General features: G+C 35.4%; 14 protein-coding genes and 1 pseudogene. 9 read left to right on the top strand and 6 right to left on the bottom strand.

Annotated features, from left to right (window positions below; translation table 11 throughout):
• The first annotated feature begins 5 nt into the window (after positions 1–5).
• Positions 6–770 (top strand): methyltransferase domain-containing protein, encoded by a 765-nt coding sequence (locus QWZ06_RS17065; protein ID WP_290299851.1) that lies wholly within the window; start codon positions 6–8, stop codon positions 768–770.
• 12 nt (positions 771–782) lie between these two features.
• On the top strand, positions 783–1,235 hold the full coding sequence (locus QWZ06_RS17060) for an adenylyltransferase/cytidyltransferase family protein (protein ID WP_290299850.1): 453 nt from the start codon (positions 783–785) through the stop codon (positions 1,233–1,235).
• Positions 1,236–1,284: 49 nt separating this feature from the next.
• Here the strand turns inward: QWZ06_RS17060 and QWZ06_RS17055 are convergent, their stop codons facing one another.
• From QWZ06_RS17055 to pnuC, 5 genes are all read right to left on the bottom strand, one after another.
• Positions 1,285–3,891: a TonB-dependent receptor domain-containing protein gene (locus QWZ06_RS17055; protein WP_290299848.1), complete on the bottom strand. Its 2,607-nt coding sequence runs from the start codon at positions 3,889–3,891 to the stop codon at positions 1,285–1,287.
• A 131-nt stretch (positions 3,892–4,022) separates the two neighbouring features.
• Positions 4,023–5,048, bottom strand: coding sequence for an endolytic transglycosylase MltG (gene mltG / locus QWZ06_RS17050; RefSeq protein WP_290299846.1), 1,026 nt, complete (start codon positions 5,046–5,048; stop codon positions 4,023–4,025).
• Positions 5,049–5,078: 30 nt separating this feature from the next.
• Positions 5,079–5,846, bottom strand: a complete 768-nt coding sequence (gene dapF, locus QWZ06_RS17045) for a diaminopimelate epimerase (RefSeq protein ID WP_290299844.1) — start codon at positions 5,844–5,846, stop codon at positions 5,079–5,081.
• Positions 5,847–5,951: 105 nt separating this feature from the next.
• The gene (locus tag QWZ06_RS17040; RefSeq protein WP_290299841.1) at positions 5,952–6,605 is read right to left on the bottom strand and encodes a hypothetical protein; all 654 of its coding nucleotides are present in this window, start codon (positions 6,603–6,605) and stop codon (positions 5,952–5,954) included.
• 4 nt (positions 6,606–6,609) lie between these two features.
• Complete coding sequence (pnuC, locus tag QWZ06_RS17035; RefSeq protein WP_290299840.1) at positions 6,610–7,281, bottom strand: nicotinamide riboside transporter PnuC; 672 nt, start codon at positions 7,279–7,281, stop codon at positions 6,610–6,612.
• Between the two features lie 164 nt (positions 7,282–7,445).
• Between pnuC and QWZ06_RS17030 the strand changes: the two genes are divergently transcribed.
• From QWZ06_RS17030 to hemN, 5 genes are all read left to right on the top strand, one after another.
• Positions 7,446–8,966: an amino acid permease gene (locus QWZ06_RS17030; RefSeq protein WP_290299838.1), complete on the top strand. Its 1,521-nt coding sequence runs from the start codon at positions 7,446–7,448 to the stop codon at positions 8,964–8,966.
• 46 nt (positions 8,967–9,012) lie between these two features.
• A complete protein-coding gene (locus QWZ06_RS17025; protein WP_290299837.1) occupies positions 9,013–10,023 on the top strand; it encodes a WD40/YVTN/BNR-like repeat-containing protein in 1,011 nt (336 codons plus the stop codon).
• Positions 10,024–10,039: 16 nt separating this feature from the next.
• Complete coding sequence (locus tag QWZ06_RS17020; protein WP_290299836.1) at positions 10,040–10,492, top strand: hypothetical protein; 453 nt, start codon at positions 10,040–10,042, stop codon at positions 10,490–10,492.
• Between the two features lie 79 nt (positions 10,493–10,571).
• The gene (locus tag QWZ06_RS17015; protein WP_290299835.1) at positions 10,572–10,940 is read left to right on the top strand and encodes a hypothetical protein; all 369 of its coding nucleotides are present in this window, start codon (positions 10,572–10,574) and stop codon (positions 10,938–10,940) included.
• Between the two features lie 220 nt (positions 10,941–11,160).
• A complete protein-coding gene (gene hemN, locus QWZ06_RS17010) occupies positions 11,161–12,519 on the top strand; it encodes an oxygen-independent coproporphyrinogen III oxidase (RefSeq protein ID WP_290299834.1) in 1,359 nt (452 codons plus the stop codon).
• 107 nt (positions 12,520–12,626) lie between these two features.
• Here hemN and QWZ06_RS17005 read toward each other — a convergent pair whose 3' ends face one another.
• A complete protein-coding gene (locus QWZ06_RS17005) occupies positions 12,627–14,006 on the bottom strand; it encodes a PQQ-dependent sugar dehydrogenase (protein WP_290299832.1) in 1,380 nt (459 codons plus the stop codon).
• A gap of 216 nt (positions 14,007–14,222) precedes the next feature.
• Between QWZ06_RS17005 and secD the strand changes: the two are divergent.
• Positions 14,223–17,116, top strand: a pseudogene (gene secD / locus QWZ06_RS17000) (protein translocase subunit SecD).
• A 433-nt stretch (positions 17,117–17,549) separates the two neighbouring features.
• Positions 17,550–18,122, top strand: a complete 573-nt coding sequence (locus QWZ06_RS16995) for a phage tail-like protein (RefSeq protein ID WP_290299830.1) — start codon at positions 17,550–17,552, stop codon at positions 18,120–18,122.
• Positions 18,123–18,199 lie beyond the last annotated feature (77 nt).

Below are 18,199 nucleotides of genomic sequence, written 5' to 3'. Positions count from 1 at the left end.
TCATTATGGCTTGGAATCCGGAAGTATACGATCAGTTTAAACAAGAACGTTCAGCACCTTTCTTTGATCTTTTAAAGCTTGTCGAATCAAGAACGGGAATATCTGTTATAGATTTGGGATGTGGGACTGGGGAGTTAACGTCTAAGCTTTTGGATTATCTTGAAAACTCAAAAGTTCTGGGAATAGATTCTTCCGAGGAAATGCTTGAAAAAGCAGCTCAATTCAAGACAAGCCGATTGAATTTTGAAAAAAGAAGTATTGAAGAGCAGCTTCATTTAGGAGATACCTATGATCTGGTTATCTCCAATGCAGCAATCCAGTGGTGTAGTAACCATAAGGAGCTCTTTCCAAGAATTATCAGTAAGATCAAGGAAGGAGGACAGTTAGCTGTACAGATTCCTTCTAACCATGAATATATAGTCCATCAGCTTCTTAGAAAGATTGCCGGCACTGAACCTTATAAAAGTGCTTATAATGGCTGGGAAAGAGAGTATACCGTTTTAACGATTGAAGACTACGCCCGGATATTATTTGATCATAAAGGAAGAGAAATTACCGTGTATGAGAAAGTATTTCCCCATGTTCTAGAAAATGCAGAGGCCGTATTTACCTGGGCTTCCGGAACAGCTATGCTTCCTTATATAGAAAAGCTTCCTGATGAAATGAAAGAACAATTTAAAAACGATTATAAACAACAATTACAAAACATCTTCCCTGAATCACCCGTCTTTTACCCATTTAAAAGAACATTTATTTCAGCGAAGTTTTAATTTAACATTAATATGAAGACACAAAGAATAGGTATTACATTTTCCTCATTTGATTTATTACACGCAGGGCACATCAAAATGCTTGAAGAAGCAAAAACAGTATGTGATTATCTGATTGTTGGGTTGCAGATCGATCCATCCCATGACCGTCCGAATAAGAATAAGCCAAGTCAAACGATTGTTGAGCGTTATATTCAGTTGAAAGCAGTAAATGCCGTAGATGAAATTATTCCTTATTACACCGAAGAGGATTTACTTGATATTTTAAAATCATTTGTAATTGATGTAAGAATCATTGGTGATGATTACATGGATAGAGACTTTACTGGAAAACAATATTGTGAAGACAAGGGAATTGAGCTTTTTTATAACAAAAGAGATCATAGGTTTTCTACCAGCGACTTAAGAAAAAGAATTTACGAAGCTGAAAAAGAAAAAGCAGATAGAACAGAAAAAGTAAAATAAAATTAGAATAAAAAATCCCGAAAAGTTACTTTTCGGGATTTTTGTTGTATTACATCGGGCCTTGCTGTTCGTCACCGGTTGTATTAGAATTAATATCCTTTTTTCTCTTAGGCTGTTCTATTTTCTCACCCTGTTTGAATCTATAGGTTAAAGACACAGAAAACTGTCTTGGCTGCCATTGCATATAGCTGCTTCTCGTATAGTCACTGGTGTAGTTAAACGTCTCCATACCTCTTGTATTAAAAATATCCTGGATATTGAAAGAAATTGTTCCGTCTCCTTTCCAGATTGTTTTAGATGCTCCAAAGTTCAAAGCATACATATCTTTTCTATCCTGGTTGTCTGTTTTTTGTCCTCCTCTGTAAAACCCTTGCAACTGTACGCTTAATGTCTTATCCAATTTGAACGTTGTATTAAGACGTAATCTTGTAGAGAAACCACTACCATTAAAATTTAACGTCCTTGTCTGAGATAAACCATTGATATCTGTCGTCAGATAGGAAGCAATTCCAGTTGTTTTGTATCTGAATATATCGGCACTACCCATAATTTTAAACCATGCAAAAGGATCATAGGTAAAGTTCAGATCCAAACCAATACGATCATCATTTCCTAAGTTTTCAGGTTTAGTATAGAATACTTTTTCTCTTTCATCCGGTCTGTAGACTAACATTTTAGTGTCGTCTGTGGCATGTCTGTAATAGAAAGTAGGGTTTAAGGTAAACTTCTTCTTAGTCAGGTTATAACCTACTTCATATGAATCTACATAAGATGGATTCAGATCGATATTTCCTTCAAAAATATTTTGATTATTCGTGTAGTTCGGGAAAGGAACCATAAAGAAAGATCTTGGTCTGTCTATTCTGCGGGAATAATTAACTAAGATTTGATTGTTCTTCGCAATATCATAACTTAAGAATACACTTGGGAATAAATTATTGTAATTCTTCGGTTTATCAATCGGCGGTTTGTCAGGATTCTGGCTGATATAGTTGATTTTAATATTAGAAATTTCATCCCTTAATCCTACCTGATACGCAAAGTTTCCAATCTTACTCTTAAACTGCAAGTAGAATGCGTTGAACATTTCCTTATAATCCGTATTGTTGTTATAATTAGGAATAAGAGGATTATTAGACGTACTGCTTACAAAATTATCATAAGTATTGTTATTGATATCTAGTCTGTAACCGGCTTCAAGTTTTGAATTTTCACCTATTGGTAATTCATAATCTGCTTTTCCTATTATGGTTTTGCTTACAGAATGCCTTCTTGTAATATCCTGTACAGAAGGAACATAATCTAAACTCTCCAGAATGTCAGCATTATTATTACTTCTGTTTCTTTGTAAACTTAATGATAAAGATAAATTTTGACCTTTATCATCAAATTTATGATCCAATCCTACATCTCCCTGGAAGGCAAGATTGTTAAAGATACTTTTAGCATCCCTCAATGTGTAAGGGTTCATGAGTTTCCATAAATTTGAAGTGTTTCCAGTATATTTATAGAAAGTATCATAAGTGTTGACAAGCTCATTTCCATCCCCTTCAAAAGTTCTTACTAATCCTGTTAAGTTAATGGATGTTTTGTCTGAAATATCATATACAAAACCGGCATTCAAATTATAATTTTTGTTATATGTTTTATTGACCGAGTTTTGAGACTGATGAACAGCAATGGTTGGAATTTTATCTATTTCGTCCTGCGTAGTTGGAATAGGATCTATGGTTGGGAATTTAATATTATGGTAAGTGGTTTCAGAATTGTTTTTCGTCTTGTTTTCTGTATAGCCACCGCCACCATTTACAAACCAGGTCCAGTTGTTTTTTCTCCAGCTTAGATTGGCGTTAAGGGATGTTCTTGGGAAATATCCCAATGTTCCAACCACACTTCCGTTAAACCCAATCTTTTTACTCTTTTTAAGAATGATATTTAGAATACCGGAAGTTCCACTGGCTTCAAATTTTGAAGAAGGGTTAGTGATTACTTCAATTTTCTCAATCTGGTCAGCAGGAATACTCTGCAAAGCATTCGCTCCGTCATCAATGCCTAATAGGGAAGAAGGTTTACCATTAATCAGGAATTTTACGTTAGAACTTCCTCTCATAGAAACCGTTCCATCGGTATCTACCGTAACTGATGGTACATTTGTCAGAACATCCTGAAGACTTCCTCCTTTACTCACAATATCCTGAGAGGGATCGTAGGTTTTTTTATCCAGCTCTACCTTATAAGGCTTAGCTGCAGATGCTGTAATAACAACCCCTTGAAGCTCCTGTGTTTTTCCATCTAATGTAGATGTATTTGAAGCTTCAATAGATAAAGCACCAATATTACCAGCTCCGGTAATGTTTTTATTGATGGTGCTTTTTTTGTAATCAATAGCTTCTACCGTAATATCATAGCTTCCGGGTGTAAGCTGTAATTTATATTGTCCTTTTTCATCGGTCAATACAGCATCACTTAATGATTTGTTAGCTTTGTTACTGAAGGTTACTGAGGCGTAAGGAACCGGTTGATTCTTTTTATTGACAATGATCCCCGTAACGCCGGCTTTCTCTTGTGCAAATGCCATTGCAGCTGCCGAAAGTACGAATGTAAGTCCTAGTGCTTTTCTTGTGAAAATATTGACAATTTCTGTCTTATTCTTCATAGGTTATTTTTTTGTATAAAATCGTGAAAGGATAACCCTAAATATCTTTCAAATCAGTATTGGGTTGATTTTTAGAATATTATGATTTAATTATTGTTTTTTTCTTGATAACACTCAGACGTCTGCTGAGTTTATTTTATATTTTTTGAATTAAGCCAGTCCTGATAAGCCTTTGCGTTTACAGCATGTTCTTCCGCACTTGCTGTAAACTTATGATATCCAAACCTTGCAGGGTCAGCGCACATAAATATATAATTGTTGTTTTCCGCATTCAAAACAGCATCTACTGAGTTCTTATCCACTACACAAATTGGTCCCGGGGGGATACCTGCATTAGCATAGGTATTGTATGGAGATGGAGTAGATAGGTGTTTATATAATACTCTTTTGATAGATTCTTTAAAATTTGTCTGTTTATTGATGGCATAAATCACCGTAGGATCAGACTGAAGTTTCATTCCTTTTCTATAACGGTTTAAATACAATCCGGCAATTGTCTTCATTTCATCTTTCTTTCCTCCGGATTCCTTATAGACAATAGAAGCCAGCGCATAAATCTGCTCTCTTGTAAGTCCAGATTGCTGTTCCTTGTTTTTTCTCTCGCTTGTCCAGAACTCATTGTATTGATCTTCAAATTTTGCAAAAAACTCTCTTGGACTTACTGTCCAGAAGAAATTATAAGTATCAATGAAGAAATATTTTTTTAAATCCTCAACATTCTTGTATCCTTTTTCCTGAGCAACAGCGTCCAGATCATTCACAAAATGAAGAGAATCCAGTTCTGTTTTTTTGGTAACCTTGCCAATCATCTGGTACATATCCCCAAAATCTCCGATTCTGAATGAATTTGCTGTTTGGTTGCCTGCTTTAATCATATTAACGAGATCAGTATTTCCTTTCCCGCTTTGGATATGATAACGTCCCGCTTTAAAATTGGCAGGGAGGCCTTTGTCTTTAGCTACAATTTCAAAAGACTCACGATCCTTAATGTACGGAGCAATAGAATCCAGGATCTGATTAAAGTTTGCCTTATGAGGGATCAAAACATAACCTTCCTTTTCTACGTTATTTCCGAAGTATTTATTATAAAATCTCAAACCAAAAAATCCTGCCACTACAAAAACCAGCAGAATGATAATGAGAATAGCTTTTTTCATTCCTATATTATTGATTAAAAGTTTTTGAATTTAAAGAAGTTCTACCTTACCTTTAAAAACTTGCTTTGCGGGACCTTCCAGCCAGATATTGCAAAATGAATCGCCGCTTTTTTCAGCATATACCTTAAGATTGCCGCCTAGGGTTTTAACTTTTACGGAAGTTAGATTGTCTTTTTGAAGAAAAGTTAAAGCGGAAGCGGTAACTCCGGTTCCGCAGCTGTAAGTTTCGTCCTCAACGCCTCGTTCATAGGTTCTTACAAAAATTTCATTATCTGAAATTTTTTCTACAAAGTTGACATTAATCCCCTTTTCTTTATAATTTTCTGAATTTCTGATGCCGTGTCCTTGGGTATAAACATCGTAATCAGCAAGATTTTCAACATATTTTACATAATGAGGCGAGCCGGTATTCATAACAGCATCATTTCCATCATGTGAAATAGTGTCCACATCAATCATTTTTAGTTTAATGATTCCGTTATGGATTTCTGCTTCATGTTCACCATCTATTGCTATGAATTTGCATTTATCTTCAAAAACGTCAAGAAAAAAAGCAAAAGCTACCAGGCATCTTCCGCCATTTCCACACATTGTACTTTCTCCACCATCTGAATTATAGTAGACCATTTTAAAATCATAATCAGGATCGTTTTCTAGAAGGATAAGCCCATCAGCACCTATTCCGAAGCGTCTGTCACATAGTTTTTCAATGATATTTTTATCTTTAGGAAACTGAAGATCACGGTTATCTACCATTACAAAATCATTTCCCGTTCCCTGATATTTATAAAATTCCATATTGTTTTTTGTCTAAATAAAGAAACAAAATTAATATATTTTAAATGAAAAACGAACAGTGTTAACTGTTCGTTTCCTTATTTATAATCGTTATTTATAATTATTCTATCTAAAGCCTCCGCCACTGTTTTGTTCTCTGGTTGAACTGGTGTTTTGGTTGCTTGAGTTGTTTCTGAAACCACCACTGGATGAGTTACTACCCGCGTTGCTGTTGCCTGTGTTGGTGCTGCCGGAATTTCTAAATCCACCTGCATTCAGTGTTCTGTTTTCAAAACTATTGTTCTGATTTCTGAATCCACTGTTTCCTTGGTTATTCTGATTCCCCTGGTTGTTCTGAGAACCGCTGTTTGAATTTCTGAATCCACCACCACTATTGCTGTTGGAGTTTCTGTAACCTCCATTATTATAAGATCCATTATTACTATTGTTAGTACGGAAACCGTTATTAGGTCTCTGTGAAGTAACTGTAGGAGTTGTATTTCTTCTTTCTACATATACTTTTCTTCTGGAGTTATTATAATTATCATAATAGTAAGGCATACCATTATCATAGTAGTAATTGATATTGTTTCTATAATAATAGCCGTCATTACCATAATATCCGCCATTACCGTAATATCCGGAAGGAGCGTAGTAATATCCGTTGTTATAGTATGGATCACCATAACCGTTGCTACCATAACCGTCTGAATAAGCCAGACAAGATGTTAAACTGCTAATAGCAAAGATACTAACTGCTATTTTTAATAAATTTTTCATGACTTTATTGTACTTTTTTTTCTTTAAAACTTTTTTTCCAATTAAGGTATCCTAAGATAGCCATTATTGTAAATACCAAATATTGAACCGAAGTGATACCAAGACCCTTAAAAATCATCATAGGGATGCAAATAAGATCTCCAATAATCCAGAAAATCCAGTTCTCAATGCGCTGTTTGGCCATAAACCACATTCCTACTAAAAATATTGAAGTTGTAAAAACATCCATCCAATTTGCCCAATCCAGATGATATAATCCTAGGTTGGTTCCTTCCATTGAAAAATGATTGTCAATATAAGGCTTATAATAATAAATAAGAGTAACCAATATAAGGCTCAAAATAAAAAGTATGGAGGCATAATACCATTCCTTTTTTGTGGCCCATGTAACATCCACATGGATATGATCTTCTGAATTTTTGGCCCATAATATCCAGCCATAAACGCTCATCACGGTATAATAGACATTGATGAGGCAGTCACCTAGTAACCCGAAGTTAAAAAGAATATATACATAGATCAGGGTTGAAATAATGCCTGTAGGGTATACCCATATATTTTTCTTAATTGAAAAATATACGCTCATAGTTCCGAAAATAGCACCCGATGCTTCAAGCACAATTTGTAAAGAATCATAGCTTTCATAAGGCTTTACAAAAAGATCATATAAATTCATGCGTTCAAAAATAAACAAAAATATGGACTTTTTAAAATGAATTAAACAATATGTTGTTTGGGTTTTTGAAGTTTTAATGTAAAATAAATGATGAAAGTTTAACGATAAACGTGGAGATTCCTAAATTTTTTATATTTTCGTAAATCCTTAATAAATAAAAAAACATGTCGAAAATTTGGGTTAAAAAACCACTAAGTGCCTATGAGGCAGATATGAAGAAAAGTGAGCTGAAGAAAGTCCTTGGAAAATGGAGTTTAACAGCAATAGGAGTAGGTGCTATCATTGGAGGTGGAATCTTTGTTCTTACAGGAACAGGAGCCTATTATCATGCAGGACCAGCACTTGCAATTTCCTTTATTATAGCAGGAATCGCCTGCGTTTTTGCAGCATTATGTTATGCGGAGTTTGCCTCCATTATTCCCGTTGAGGGATCTGCATATGCGTATGCGTATGGAACAGTAGGAGAGATCTTTGCCTGGGCAATGGGATGGTGTCTCATCCTGGAATATGCCATGGCGAGTATGGCCGTCTCCGTGAGTTGGTCCGGGTATTTTACCAAATTTTTGAAAATCTTTGGCGTTCATTTACCAGCTTATCTTACATCAGATCCGGCCAGTTTTACAGGAGAGGGTTTTTCTATGAACCTGCCTGCATTTATTCTTGTTCTTTTGATTACAGCTTTATTGGTAAAAGGAACTAAAGAAGCTGCAGGAGCTAATAACCTGATTGTTCTGATGAAAACTTCTGCTGTTATTTTTGTAGTGATCGCAGGAGCTTATATTATTTTCTCAAACCCTGAACTGTATACAGCAGCAGATGGTGTGAAAAACTGGAATCCTTTTATTCCGGATCAGATTACCATCAAAAATTCTGAAGGAGATCTGGTCTCAGCATATGGAATCAAAGGTATTATTTCTGGTGCAGCGGCTATTTTCTTTGCCTATATTGGTTTTGATGCCGTTTCTACTCAGGCGGGAGAAGCTATTAACCCTAAAAAGGATGTGCCATTTGCGATCATCGCTTCATTATTGGTTTGTACAGCTTTATATATATGTGTTTCTCTTGTACTTACAGGAATGATGCATTATACAGACTTTAATCCAAACGGAAAATATCCGGACGCGATTAAAGCACCTGTGGCTTATGCATTTGAAATTGCAGGAAAACATTGGGCAAGTAATATCGTAACAATTGCTGCTACAGTAGGATTGATCTCTGTAGTAATGGTAATGATGATGGGACAATCCAGAATCTTTATCGGAATGGCAAAAGATGGTTTGATTCCTAAGTTCTTTGGAGAACTTCACCCTAAAACAAAAACACCTTACAAAGGAATTATTTTATTGGGAATTATCGTAGCATTAATTGCTGCATTTACCCCTATTTCTACTTTGGCAGATATGACAAGTTTTGGAACCCTGTTTGCGTTTACATTGGTTTGTATTGCAGTTTGGGTAATGAGAAAGAAAGAACCTGATTTGATAAGACCTTTCAAAGTTCCTGCTTATAAAGTAGTAGTAGGTTTAGGAGTGGTTATCAATTTATATCTTATCTACAACCTTAGTGATCATGCAAAAGAACTTTCCGGAATATGGTTATTATTAGGTGGAGTTGTTTATTTCCTTTATGGTAAAAGAAACAGTAAGCTTAATAATCCTGAGAAATATCAGAAAGATGAACTATAATATAAACCGCTTCGGCGGTTTTTTTGCGTTTAAATACGAATAACTTATGAAAAAATTATTTTCTATTATATTCCTGTCTATAGGAATGACGGCTTTTTCCCAACAGGTGGAAAGCATTGAAACAATTCTTAATGATAAAATAAGCATTAGAGCTCTTGAGCTCTATAATAACAAAGTCTGGTACAGCGGAACTGATTCCAAATTTGGATTTGTAGATCTTAAAGATTATAAGAAACAAAAACAGATAAAGCTATCAGAAGAAAAGCTTGAGTTCAGAACTTTGGGACAGAATAACAATTCTTTTTATGCAATCAATATAGTAAGTCCCGGTCGTTTCTTTAAAATTGATAAAAATGATCTTAGATCAGAAGTCGTTTATACTGATAATGCCCCAACGGCGTTCTATGATGCCCTGCATTTTGTAAATGATAAGCTTGCGTATACATTCAGTGATGCCGATAAAGATAATCTGTTGAAATTAGCTGTGTACAAGGATGGAAAATGGAGCCCGTTTAAAAGTGATTTTAAATTGAACGAAGGAGAAGCTGCTTTCGCTGCAAGTAATACCAATATCTCTTCTTCTCAGAAATACCTATGGATTGCCACAGGAGGGAAAGCCTCAAGGATTTTAAGAATGAATTTAAAAAATGGAAAGTTGGAAGCTTTCAACACTCCATTTGTTCAAGGAGAATCTTCTCAGGGAATGTATTCTATAGATTTTTATGGAGATAATTTTGGAATTGCAGTAGGTGGAGATTATACCAAGCAGGACGCCAACATCAATAATATTGCTACGACTCACGATGGCGGAGAAACATGGCAGATTCAGGCTTCCGGGCAGAATGCGGGATATATGACCTGTGTGAAAATTAAGCCAGGATCTAAAGGAAAGGAGATTATTGCCGTAGGAGATCAACACATCAGTTATTCTTCTGATTTTGGAAAGACCTGGAAGAAAATTTCTGATGAGAAAGGATTATATGTTGGCCAATGGATTGATGGAAACAGAGTAGTTTTTGCTGGGAAGGATAGAATTGTGAAGATGAAACTTAAATAAACATTAAGAAAGAATAATGCCGATCAGTAAAATGAGTTATAAAGACTGCGATTTTTGGATTGCAGAACATTTTATGCAAATAATGTTTCATTACATTTATGAAGAATTGGTTAAACCGGAATATGTTTTTACAGATAAAGAGGAGTTCTTATATGTGACAAGGTTTCATATTGATGGGTATTCTACGGGGATTATGTGGTTAGGTTGGGAGAAATTTGTAGAAACTGAGGATGAAATTCAGGCTATGATCGTACTTTTGGAGAAGGTGAAGTTAGGATTGCTTAAAGAAGAATATATCTCAGTGAAAGAGTTGGAGGCTATACCTAGTGAAGATACTTTTTTTAAAAGCATCAATAATTCTCCACTTGCTACTTCAGAATTAGTGAGAATTTTCGATGCACTTATTAATTTACTGAATGGAACCTGGGCCTATAATAATCATGATTTGAAGATTGACCCTTACCTGTGAGAATTTCCAATATATTTATTGATTTACTGAATGAGATTGAGGGATGTAATGTTTGATTTAAATAATGATTCTAAAAAGGATGAAAACAGAAGACGTTTTAAAAATATATGATATAGAGTTTATCATTTCTAATTTGGGAACACCATTTTTTTCAGGAGGTGGAGCCATGGAAGAACTGTTTACTTTTTTAAGGTCACCAATGGATATCAATGATTTACTGGAAATGACGGATCATTATCTGAATGGTAATCCTTTTCCTGTTGATAATGACTGGACAGTTTTTACCTGTAAAATAGAAATGACCCCTGAGGGAGTTGTATTTATATATCCTGGCATAAAAGATCTGGATAGGGTAGTTCCTTTGGAAGATTTTAAAATTATTGCTACGGCATGGCTTGATTTTCTTCAAAAAGATTCCAGTCAGATTAAGGCTCCTTTATACGAGTGAGATTATATTTTATAGACAGGAAATCCGGATCAAAAAAATAAATAAAACTAATAGAATTTATCATTATCCTTGTAATGAGCTCTGCCAGCGTATTTAGACTCATTATAAAATACAACCTAATATAATTCATAGGTTAAAATTCATAACTAATGGTTAATTTTGTAGGATGGAATTTTAACAATGTTAAATTTCCCCACCTTATAAAATTTTATTTTTAAAAATGAACTCTTTAATAGATAAGTATAATATTCCTGGACCTCGTTACACTTCTTATCCTACCGTTCCTTATTGGGATGAATCTACTTTTTCTTCGGAAAAATGGAAAGAAACAGTAATCAGGTCTTTCCATGAGACTAATGCAGAAGAGGGAATTTCTATTTATATTCACTTGCCTTTCTGCGAGGCGTTGTGTACATTCTGTGCATGTCATAAACGTATTACAAAACAGCACAGTGTTGAAGTTCCTTACCTGGAAAGTGTTTTAAAGGAATGGAAGCTTTATCTTGAACTTTTTAATGAAAAACCTAAGCTGAAGGAATTACACCTTGGCGGCGGAACTCCTACGTTTTTCTCTCCTGAAAATTTAAAAACGTTATTGGAAGGAATCTTTACTACGGTAGAGATTGCAGAACATCCCGAGTTTTCATTTGAAGGTCACCCCAATAATACGACGAAGGAACATCTTCAGACTTTATATGATCTTGGGTTCAGAAGAGTAAGCTTTGGTGTTCAGGACTATGATCCTAAAGTACAGAAAGCGATCAATAGAATTCAGCCTTTTGAGAATGTGAAAAACGTAACCGAGTGGGCTAAGGAAATTGGGTACAGAGGAATCAGTCATGATCTGGTATTTGGACTTCCGCACCAGACTTGGGAAGCGATGGAGCATACAATCAGAAAAACGATGGAACTGAAGCCGGATAGACTGGCGTTCTATTCCTATGCACACGTTCCATGGGTGAAAGGAGTAGGGCAGAGAGGTTTTGATGAAAATGATCTTCCAAGTGGAGAAGAAAAACGCCGTTTGTATGAAGATGGGAAAAAATTACTTCAGGATTTAGGGTATATTGAAGTTGGAATGGATCATTTCTCATTAGAACATGATGATTTGTACCAATCTTTGATCCATAAAAAACTTCACAGAAACTTTATGGGGTACACTTCAAGCAATACCCAACTAATGGTAGGGCTTGGAATGTCTGCTATATCAGATTCATGGTATGCTTTTGCGCAGAATGTGAAAACAGTGGAAGAATATCAGACTATGGTGGAAGAAGGTAAAATTCCTGTCGTAAAAGGACACGTTTTAAATGAAGAGGATCTGATTGTAAGAAGACATATTTTAAATCTGATGTGCCAGCTTGAAACTACCTTTACTCCCATCAATTCTTTCCCGGAACTTGATAATGCATTAGAAATGCTGAAGGAAATGGAAAATGACGGATTGGTTGAGATTTTTGGTAAGGAAATTAAAATTACAGAAGCAGGCAGAGCTTTCACCCGAAATGTAGCCATGGTTTTTGATCTTAGAATGATGAGAAATAAGCCGGAAACGAGAATTTTCTCAATGACAATATAAAACAAAAGCGATTCAACATTGAATCGCTTTTTTATTGTAATCATGAATTCACGATTAAAAAGTTAGAAGTTCATTGTATTGCTTAGAAATTTTGGTATCAGATCATCTTATTTGATAATTAATTTCTGGCTGTAAGACTTTAGGTTTCCTGATTTCAGATTGATAAAGTAAACTCCGGAAGGTAAACCTGAGATATCAATGCTTTTGCCATTCGTGATTTTATCCCTTTCCAATACTTTTCTTCCTTCCGCATTGATGAGTTCTAATGTTGCTTTTTTATCTTTGATTCCATCAATAAAGATTTCTCTGGAAGCAGGATTAGGATAAATTTTTATGGTTTCCGAAAGATTATTTTCAAAAGTGCTTAAAGTTCCTGTTGTGATTTTGAAAATCTTTCCACTGTTAACAGCTGCTACAAACAAATCCTTTTGAGAGTTTTGTCCGAAAGTGGAAAAACCGTTTCCACTGTAGGGAGTAGTCCATGTGATTGAATTACTAGTGTCCAGGATACCTATCTGATCGGAACAGTAGTCTGCAAAGAAATATTTTCCCTGAAGGGAAGGATACTGTGTTCCTCTGTAAACATACCCTCCGGTGATGGAACATTTACCTCCGGAATGATCGTATACGGCAATAGGAAACGTCATAGATGATTGGGCTGGACATCCTGTTGTTGTATTGTAAGAATTGTTTCCTTCATAGCAACGCCATCCATAATTGATTCCGGCTTGTGTAACAGGCATTTTGTTAATTTCTTCAATTGCTCCCTGGCCAACATCGGCAATCATGGCGTTTCCTGTATTGAGATCAAATGAAAATTTCCAGGCATTGCGGAGTCCATAAGCCCATACTTCATCTGCTCCATCAACACCAGCACCTACAAAAGGATTGTCAGAAGGAATATTGTATGGAGTAGGATCGGTAGCATTCACATCTATTCTCAGCATTTTTCCCAATAATGAATTTTTATTTTGAGCATTATTGTTGGGATCTCCGGCACCTCCACCATCTCCTGTTACTACCCATAGTTTTCCATCAGGAGCAAAATGAATGCTTCCTCCGTTATGGTTGGCAAATGGTTTTACAATATTCAAGAGAATTTTTTCAGAATTGGGATCAGCTACATCCGGATTGGTTGGATTGACGCTGTATCTTGCCAATACAATATTTCCTGCGGTATTGTTATAATACACGAAAAAATACTCATTAGTTGAGTATTGTGGATGGAAGGCGAGTCCTAAGAGCCCCCTTTCACCATTAAAAGTAATTTTTGATGAAATATTCAGAAAGTTATTTGAATTAATAGCTCCATTGGGTTGGAGAATCTTGATCATACCGTTCTGTTGAACAACGAAAAGCCGAGTGTCATTGGCATTCGTAATCTCGACCGGGCTGGTTAATCCGGTGGCAAATTCTTCCAAATTAATGCTTTGAGCATTAACGATTAAGGAAGAAAAGATACTTAGGGTAAAAAGTAAATTTTTCATAATATTGTGATAATTAGTGTATTGGAATATGAATGAAAATTTTATACCAATCAGATTTTGAAAACTTCACTATGATAGCATGAAATAATTGTTAAATCTTAAATGGAAATCAGAATGCTGATATATCTGAAAATAAACCATTTCTGTTGTTAAAAATTCATAAAATACAAGAAAATCATTATATTTGCCGACTTAATTTAACGTAGTTATAACAAAATGCAAGGAAAAGGGCTTATTACAATTGTTGCTATTGTCCTGGGGTTGATTTGCTTAAACGAGCTATTACCAACCTGGTACGCCAGCAAAATTGAATCGCAGATAGAAGCTGCGAAAGGAAACGAGAAAGAGATCAAACGAATCAAGGAAGATACTCTTAATCTTGGGTATACGAAGCTTTATTATTCAAAAGCTAAAGACAAGGAAATGAAATTGGGTCTTGACTTAAAAGGAGGGATCAATGTTCTATTGGAAATCAACCAAAGAGATTTGGTAAATGATTTAACCAATTATTCTACAAATCCTGTTCTTATTGATGCTTTAAATAAGACTGATGAAGCTCAGAAAAACTCAACAAAATCTTACATCGACAACTTCTTTGAACAGTTCGATGCAGTAAACAAAGCAAAAGGAACAAACCTAAAGCTTGCTGATCCGGAACTTTTCGGAAACACAAACTTATCTGAAATCAAGTATAATACTACTGATGAGCAGGTGAAAGTATTGTGAAGAGAAGAATTGATCTTTCTGTAGGAACAGCTTTCGAGGTAATCAGAACGAGAATTGATAAGCTTGGAGCGATCCAGCCAAACGTTCAGAGAGTACCTGGTACCGCTAGAATTTCTGTAGAGATGCCTGGTATGAAGGACATCGACAAAGTGAAGAAAATGCTTCAGACTTCTGCAAAACTTCAGTTTTGGGAAGTACAGCAAATTCCTGAAATTGCACCTTATTTCCAGACATTAACAACTATGGTTGCTGCAAAAGGAGATTCTATGGGAGTTGCAAAGAATGTGAACTTCATGAACCTTTTACAGCTTGACAAATTAAGAACTAATGGTGTTGCCAACGTAAAATTGTCTGATACTGCTGCTGTAAACAAAATCTTGAACAGCAAGGTAGGAATGGCTGCACGTCCTGCAAACATTAAATATACACAGTTTATGTGGGGTTACAAGCCTGAAGCTACAAGTCCTGATGACTTAGTGCTTTATGCAATTAGAAGTAACATCAACCAAAAAGCTCCGGTAGACGGTGCAGTAGAAACGGCAAACATCAGCTACGACGAACTTGGAAGAGTAGTAGTAGACATGCAGATGGATTCTAAAGGAGCTAAAGAATGGAAAACATTAACAGAGAAAAACGTTGGAAAACCAGTAGCTGTAACACTTGATAACAGAGTATACACTGCTCCAAACGTTGTAGGTGCTATTCCTAACGGGAGAACTCAAATCTCTGGTAACTTCTCTCAGGAAGAAGCTAAAGAATTGGTAGACGTTCTAGGTGCTGGTAAATTGCCTGCTGGTGCTAAAGTAGTTCAGGCTACTCAGGTAGGTCCGTCATTAGGGCAGGAGTCTATCAACGCAGGGATGATTTCATTTGCAATCGCATTCTTAATTATCATTGTTTATATCATTTTCTATTACGGTGGTGCCGGAGTGTACGCTGTAATTGCGATGGTAATTAACCTTTTCTATATTTTCGGAATTATGGATTCCGGAGACTTTACTCTTACGCTTCCTGGTATCGCTGGTATCGTATTGACGATGGCTATGGCGGTAGATACGAACGTAATTATCTACGAAAGAACAAAAGAAGAATTATTTGCTGGTAAGAGCATCTTAGAAGCTTATAAAGATGGTTTCAAGCATGCATTAAGTGCAATTATTGACGGTCACTCTACTACGTTATTGACTGCTGTTGTATTGTTCTTCTTTGGAACAGGACCTATTAAAGGGTTCGCATTGACATTGATGATCGGTATTATCATGACGTTGTTTACTTCTGTATTATTATCTAGAGTAATGATCTTTAGCAGACTGAACAAAGGGAAACACCTTTCTGTATGGACTCCACCTACGAAAAATTTATTCAGAAATACTTGGATCGACTTCATCGGTAAAAGAAAATATGCATATATTATTTCTGCTGTATTAACAGTGATCTGTATTGTTTCTATGGTAACTCATGGATTCAAATATGGTATCGACTTTACAGGAGGTAGAAACTATGTTGTAAGATTTGATAAAGAAGTTAATGCGAACGATGTTGAAGAAAAATTAGTAAAACTATTCAAAACTGAAGATGGTAAAAACTCTTCTGTAGAAGCTAAAACTTTTGGAAACGCTAGTCAATTGAAGATCTCTACAGATTACCTTATTGAAGACGAATCTTTAAAGGCTGACCAGACAATTGAACAGAAGTTATATGAAGGATTAAAAGGAGATCTTCCTGCTAATATTACTTTAAATGACTTTAAATCTGCAGATAAAGATCATGCAGGTATCATTTCATCTGAAAAAGTAGGACCTACTGTAGCTGATGATATTCAGACTCACGGTATTCTTGCAGTTGTTGCTGCTTTAGCAGGTATCTTTATCTATATCTTATTCAGATTTAGAAAATGGCAGTTCTCTTTAGGTGCTGTTGCAGCATTATTCCATGATGCGGTAATTATTTTAGGAACGTATTCATTACTTCATAAATATATGCCGTTCAACATGGAGATCAACCAAGATTTCATCGCTGCGATCCTTACGGTATTAGGATACTCTATTAACGATACGGTAATTATTTTCGACAGAATTAGAGAATACCTGAGAGAGAAGAAATCGATCACATTAGCTGGATTATTTGATGACTCGATTTCAAGTACATTAGGTAGAACATTCAACACTTCATTCACTACGATTTTGGTGATCCTTGCGATCTTTATCTTCGGTGGTGATAACCTGAGAGGATTTATGTTTGCTCTGTTAATCGGTATTGGATTCGGTACTTACTCATCTATCTTTATTGCATCGGCAATTGCCTATGACTTCCTTAAGACAGGAAAAGAAGAAGATGTACACGGAAAAACAACTTCCGAGAAAGAAGTGCTTGCTTCAAAATAATACAAACTACAATAAATTAGTAAAAGCCTTTCGAAAGAAAGGCTTTTTTTATTCCCAACAATCTCTTTTAGGGTTTTTCTATAATGAATGTATTCCTATAGGATTTAAAAACAGCATTTAGGGTTTATAAGCCATATAAAAGCAATATTAATGATTAGACACTTTATATTACTCATACTTGTAATTCATTACGGGTGTTTCTCAAATTGTGCATTTTTAGTCAATTTTTTAAACCTAAAAAAACGCTGGATTTAACATAAAGTAGAGTTATTTAAAAATAAATCTATTTTTAGAGATTAATAATTTCATGCAATACCTCAATAATAGACGTTTTATTAATATTTCATATTAATAATTGTTTTGAACGAAAAAAAACAAAAAAATATAGAGTTATGTAGTAAATTATTATATATTTACATAAAACAAAACAAAAATGAAATTCGAAAAATTATTCGTGGCTGCGGCACTATGTGCTGGCGGCATTATTACTGCACAGACAGGGATTGGCACTCCCAGCCCTGATAAAAGTTCTGCTTTAGATGTTACTGGCACCAATAAAGGTGTATTAATCCCTAGAATTTCTGATCTAACTACTGTAGCCACTCCGGCAAATGGTTTATTGGTTTATGATCTGAAAAGACAGGCATTGACACAGAACATTGGAACTCCTGCTGCTCCCAACTGGGTTCCCATCAGTGGAAACATCGTTAAGTTCTTTTACATGCCATCCATTAGTATTGATACTTCTACGCTAGGCACAGGAAGGACTTTGGATTTGTACCAGCTGTATAAAACGCAATTTTCAACACCAAAGGTCATCAGTACAGGAGCTCCTGCAGCGATACCTTTCTTTGTAAATGCCGCAGATCTGTATTATTATGTGACGGATTTTGACGGCAGTGTTTTAAAGAATGTAAGCATTGATGCTAATGGTATACTGAAGTATGATGTGGTAGGAACAGCTACAGCCTGCTCCTTTGTTAATATTGTATTTGTAATCAAATAATTTTAGGTAACATAAAATCATTGCAATCATGCCTAGCTAGGGATGAGTATTATTTCGTGTACAATTAACAGCTTAAA

Source organism: Chryseobacterium tructae, assembly GCF_030409875.1.
In the GTDB taxonomy this organism is placed as follows: domain Bacteria; phylum Bacteroidota; class Bacteroidia; order Flavobacteriales; family Weeksellaceae; genus Chryseobacterium; species Chryseobacterium tructae.
Note: the sequence above shows the minus strand (reverse complement) of the source record. Positions and strands in the feature narration are given on the sequence as shown.

Excerpts from the sequence above, each read along its gene's own strand:
- QWZ06_RS17065 (WP_290299851.1), top strand. The coding sequence starts at position 6 with ATGGCTTGGAATCCGGAAGTATACGATCAGTTTAAACAAGAACGTTCA.
- QWZ06_RS17060 (WP_290299850.1), top strand. The coding sequence starts at position 783 with ATGAAGACACAAAGAATAGGTATTACATTTTCCTCATTTGATTTATTA.
- QWZ06_RS17055 (WP_290299848.1), bottom strand. The coding sequence starts at position 3,891 with ATGAAGAATAAGACAGAAATTGTCAATATTTTCACAAGAAAAGCACTA.
- mltG (WP_290299846.1), bottom strand. The coding sequence starts at position 5,048 with ATGAAAAAAGCTATTCTCATTATCATTCTGCTGGTTTTTGTAGTGGCA.
- dapF (WP_290299844.1), bottom strand. The coding sequence starts at position 5,846 with ATGGAATTTTATAAATATCAGGGAACGGGAAATGATTTTGTAATGGTA.
- QWZ06_RS17040 (WP_290299841.1), bottom strand. The coding sequence starts at position 6,605 with ATGAAAAATTTATTAAAAATAGCAGTTAGTATCTTTGCTATTAGCAGT.
- pnuC (WP_290299840.1), bottom strand. The coding sequence starts at position 7,281 with ATGAATTTATATGATCTTTTTGTAAAGCCTTATGAAAGCTATGATTCT.
- QWZ06_RS17030 (WP_290299838.1), top strand. The coding sequence starts at position 7,446 with ATGTCGAAAATTTGGGTTAAAAAACCACTAAGTGCCTATGAGGCAGAT.
- QWZ06_RS17025 (WP_290299837.1), top strand. The coding sequence starts at position 9,013 with ATGAAAAAATTATTTTCTATTATATTCCTGTCTATAGGAATGACGGCT.
- QWZ06_RS17020 (WP_290299836.1), top strand. The coding sequence starts at position 10,040 with ATGCCGATCAGTAAAATGAGTTATAAAGACTGCGATTTTTGGATTGCA.
- QWZ06_RS17015 (WP_290299835.1), top strand. The coding sequence starts at position 10,572 with ATGAAAACAGAAGACGTTTTAAAAATATATGATATAGAGTTTATCATT.
- hemN (WP_290299834.1), top strand. The coding sequence starts at position 11,161 with ATGAACTCTTTAATAGATAAGTATAATATTCCTGGACCTCGTTACACT.
- QWZ06_RS17005 (WP_290299832.1), bottom strand. The coding sequence starts at position 14,006 with ATGAAAAATTTACTTTTTACCCTAAGTATCTTTTCTTCCTTAATCGTT.
- QWZ06_RS16995 (WP_290299830.1), top strand. The coding sequence starts at position 17,550 with ATGAAATTCGAAAAATTATTCGTGGCTGCGGCACTATGTGCTGGCGGC.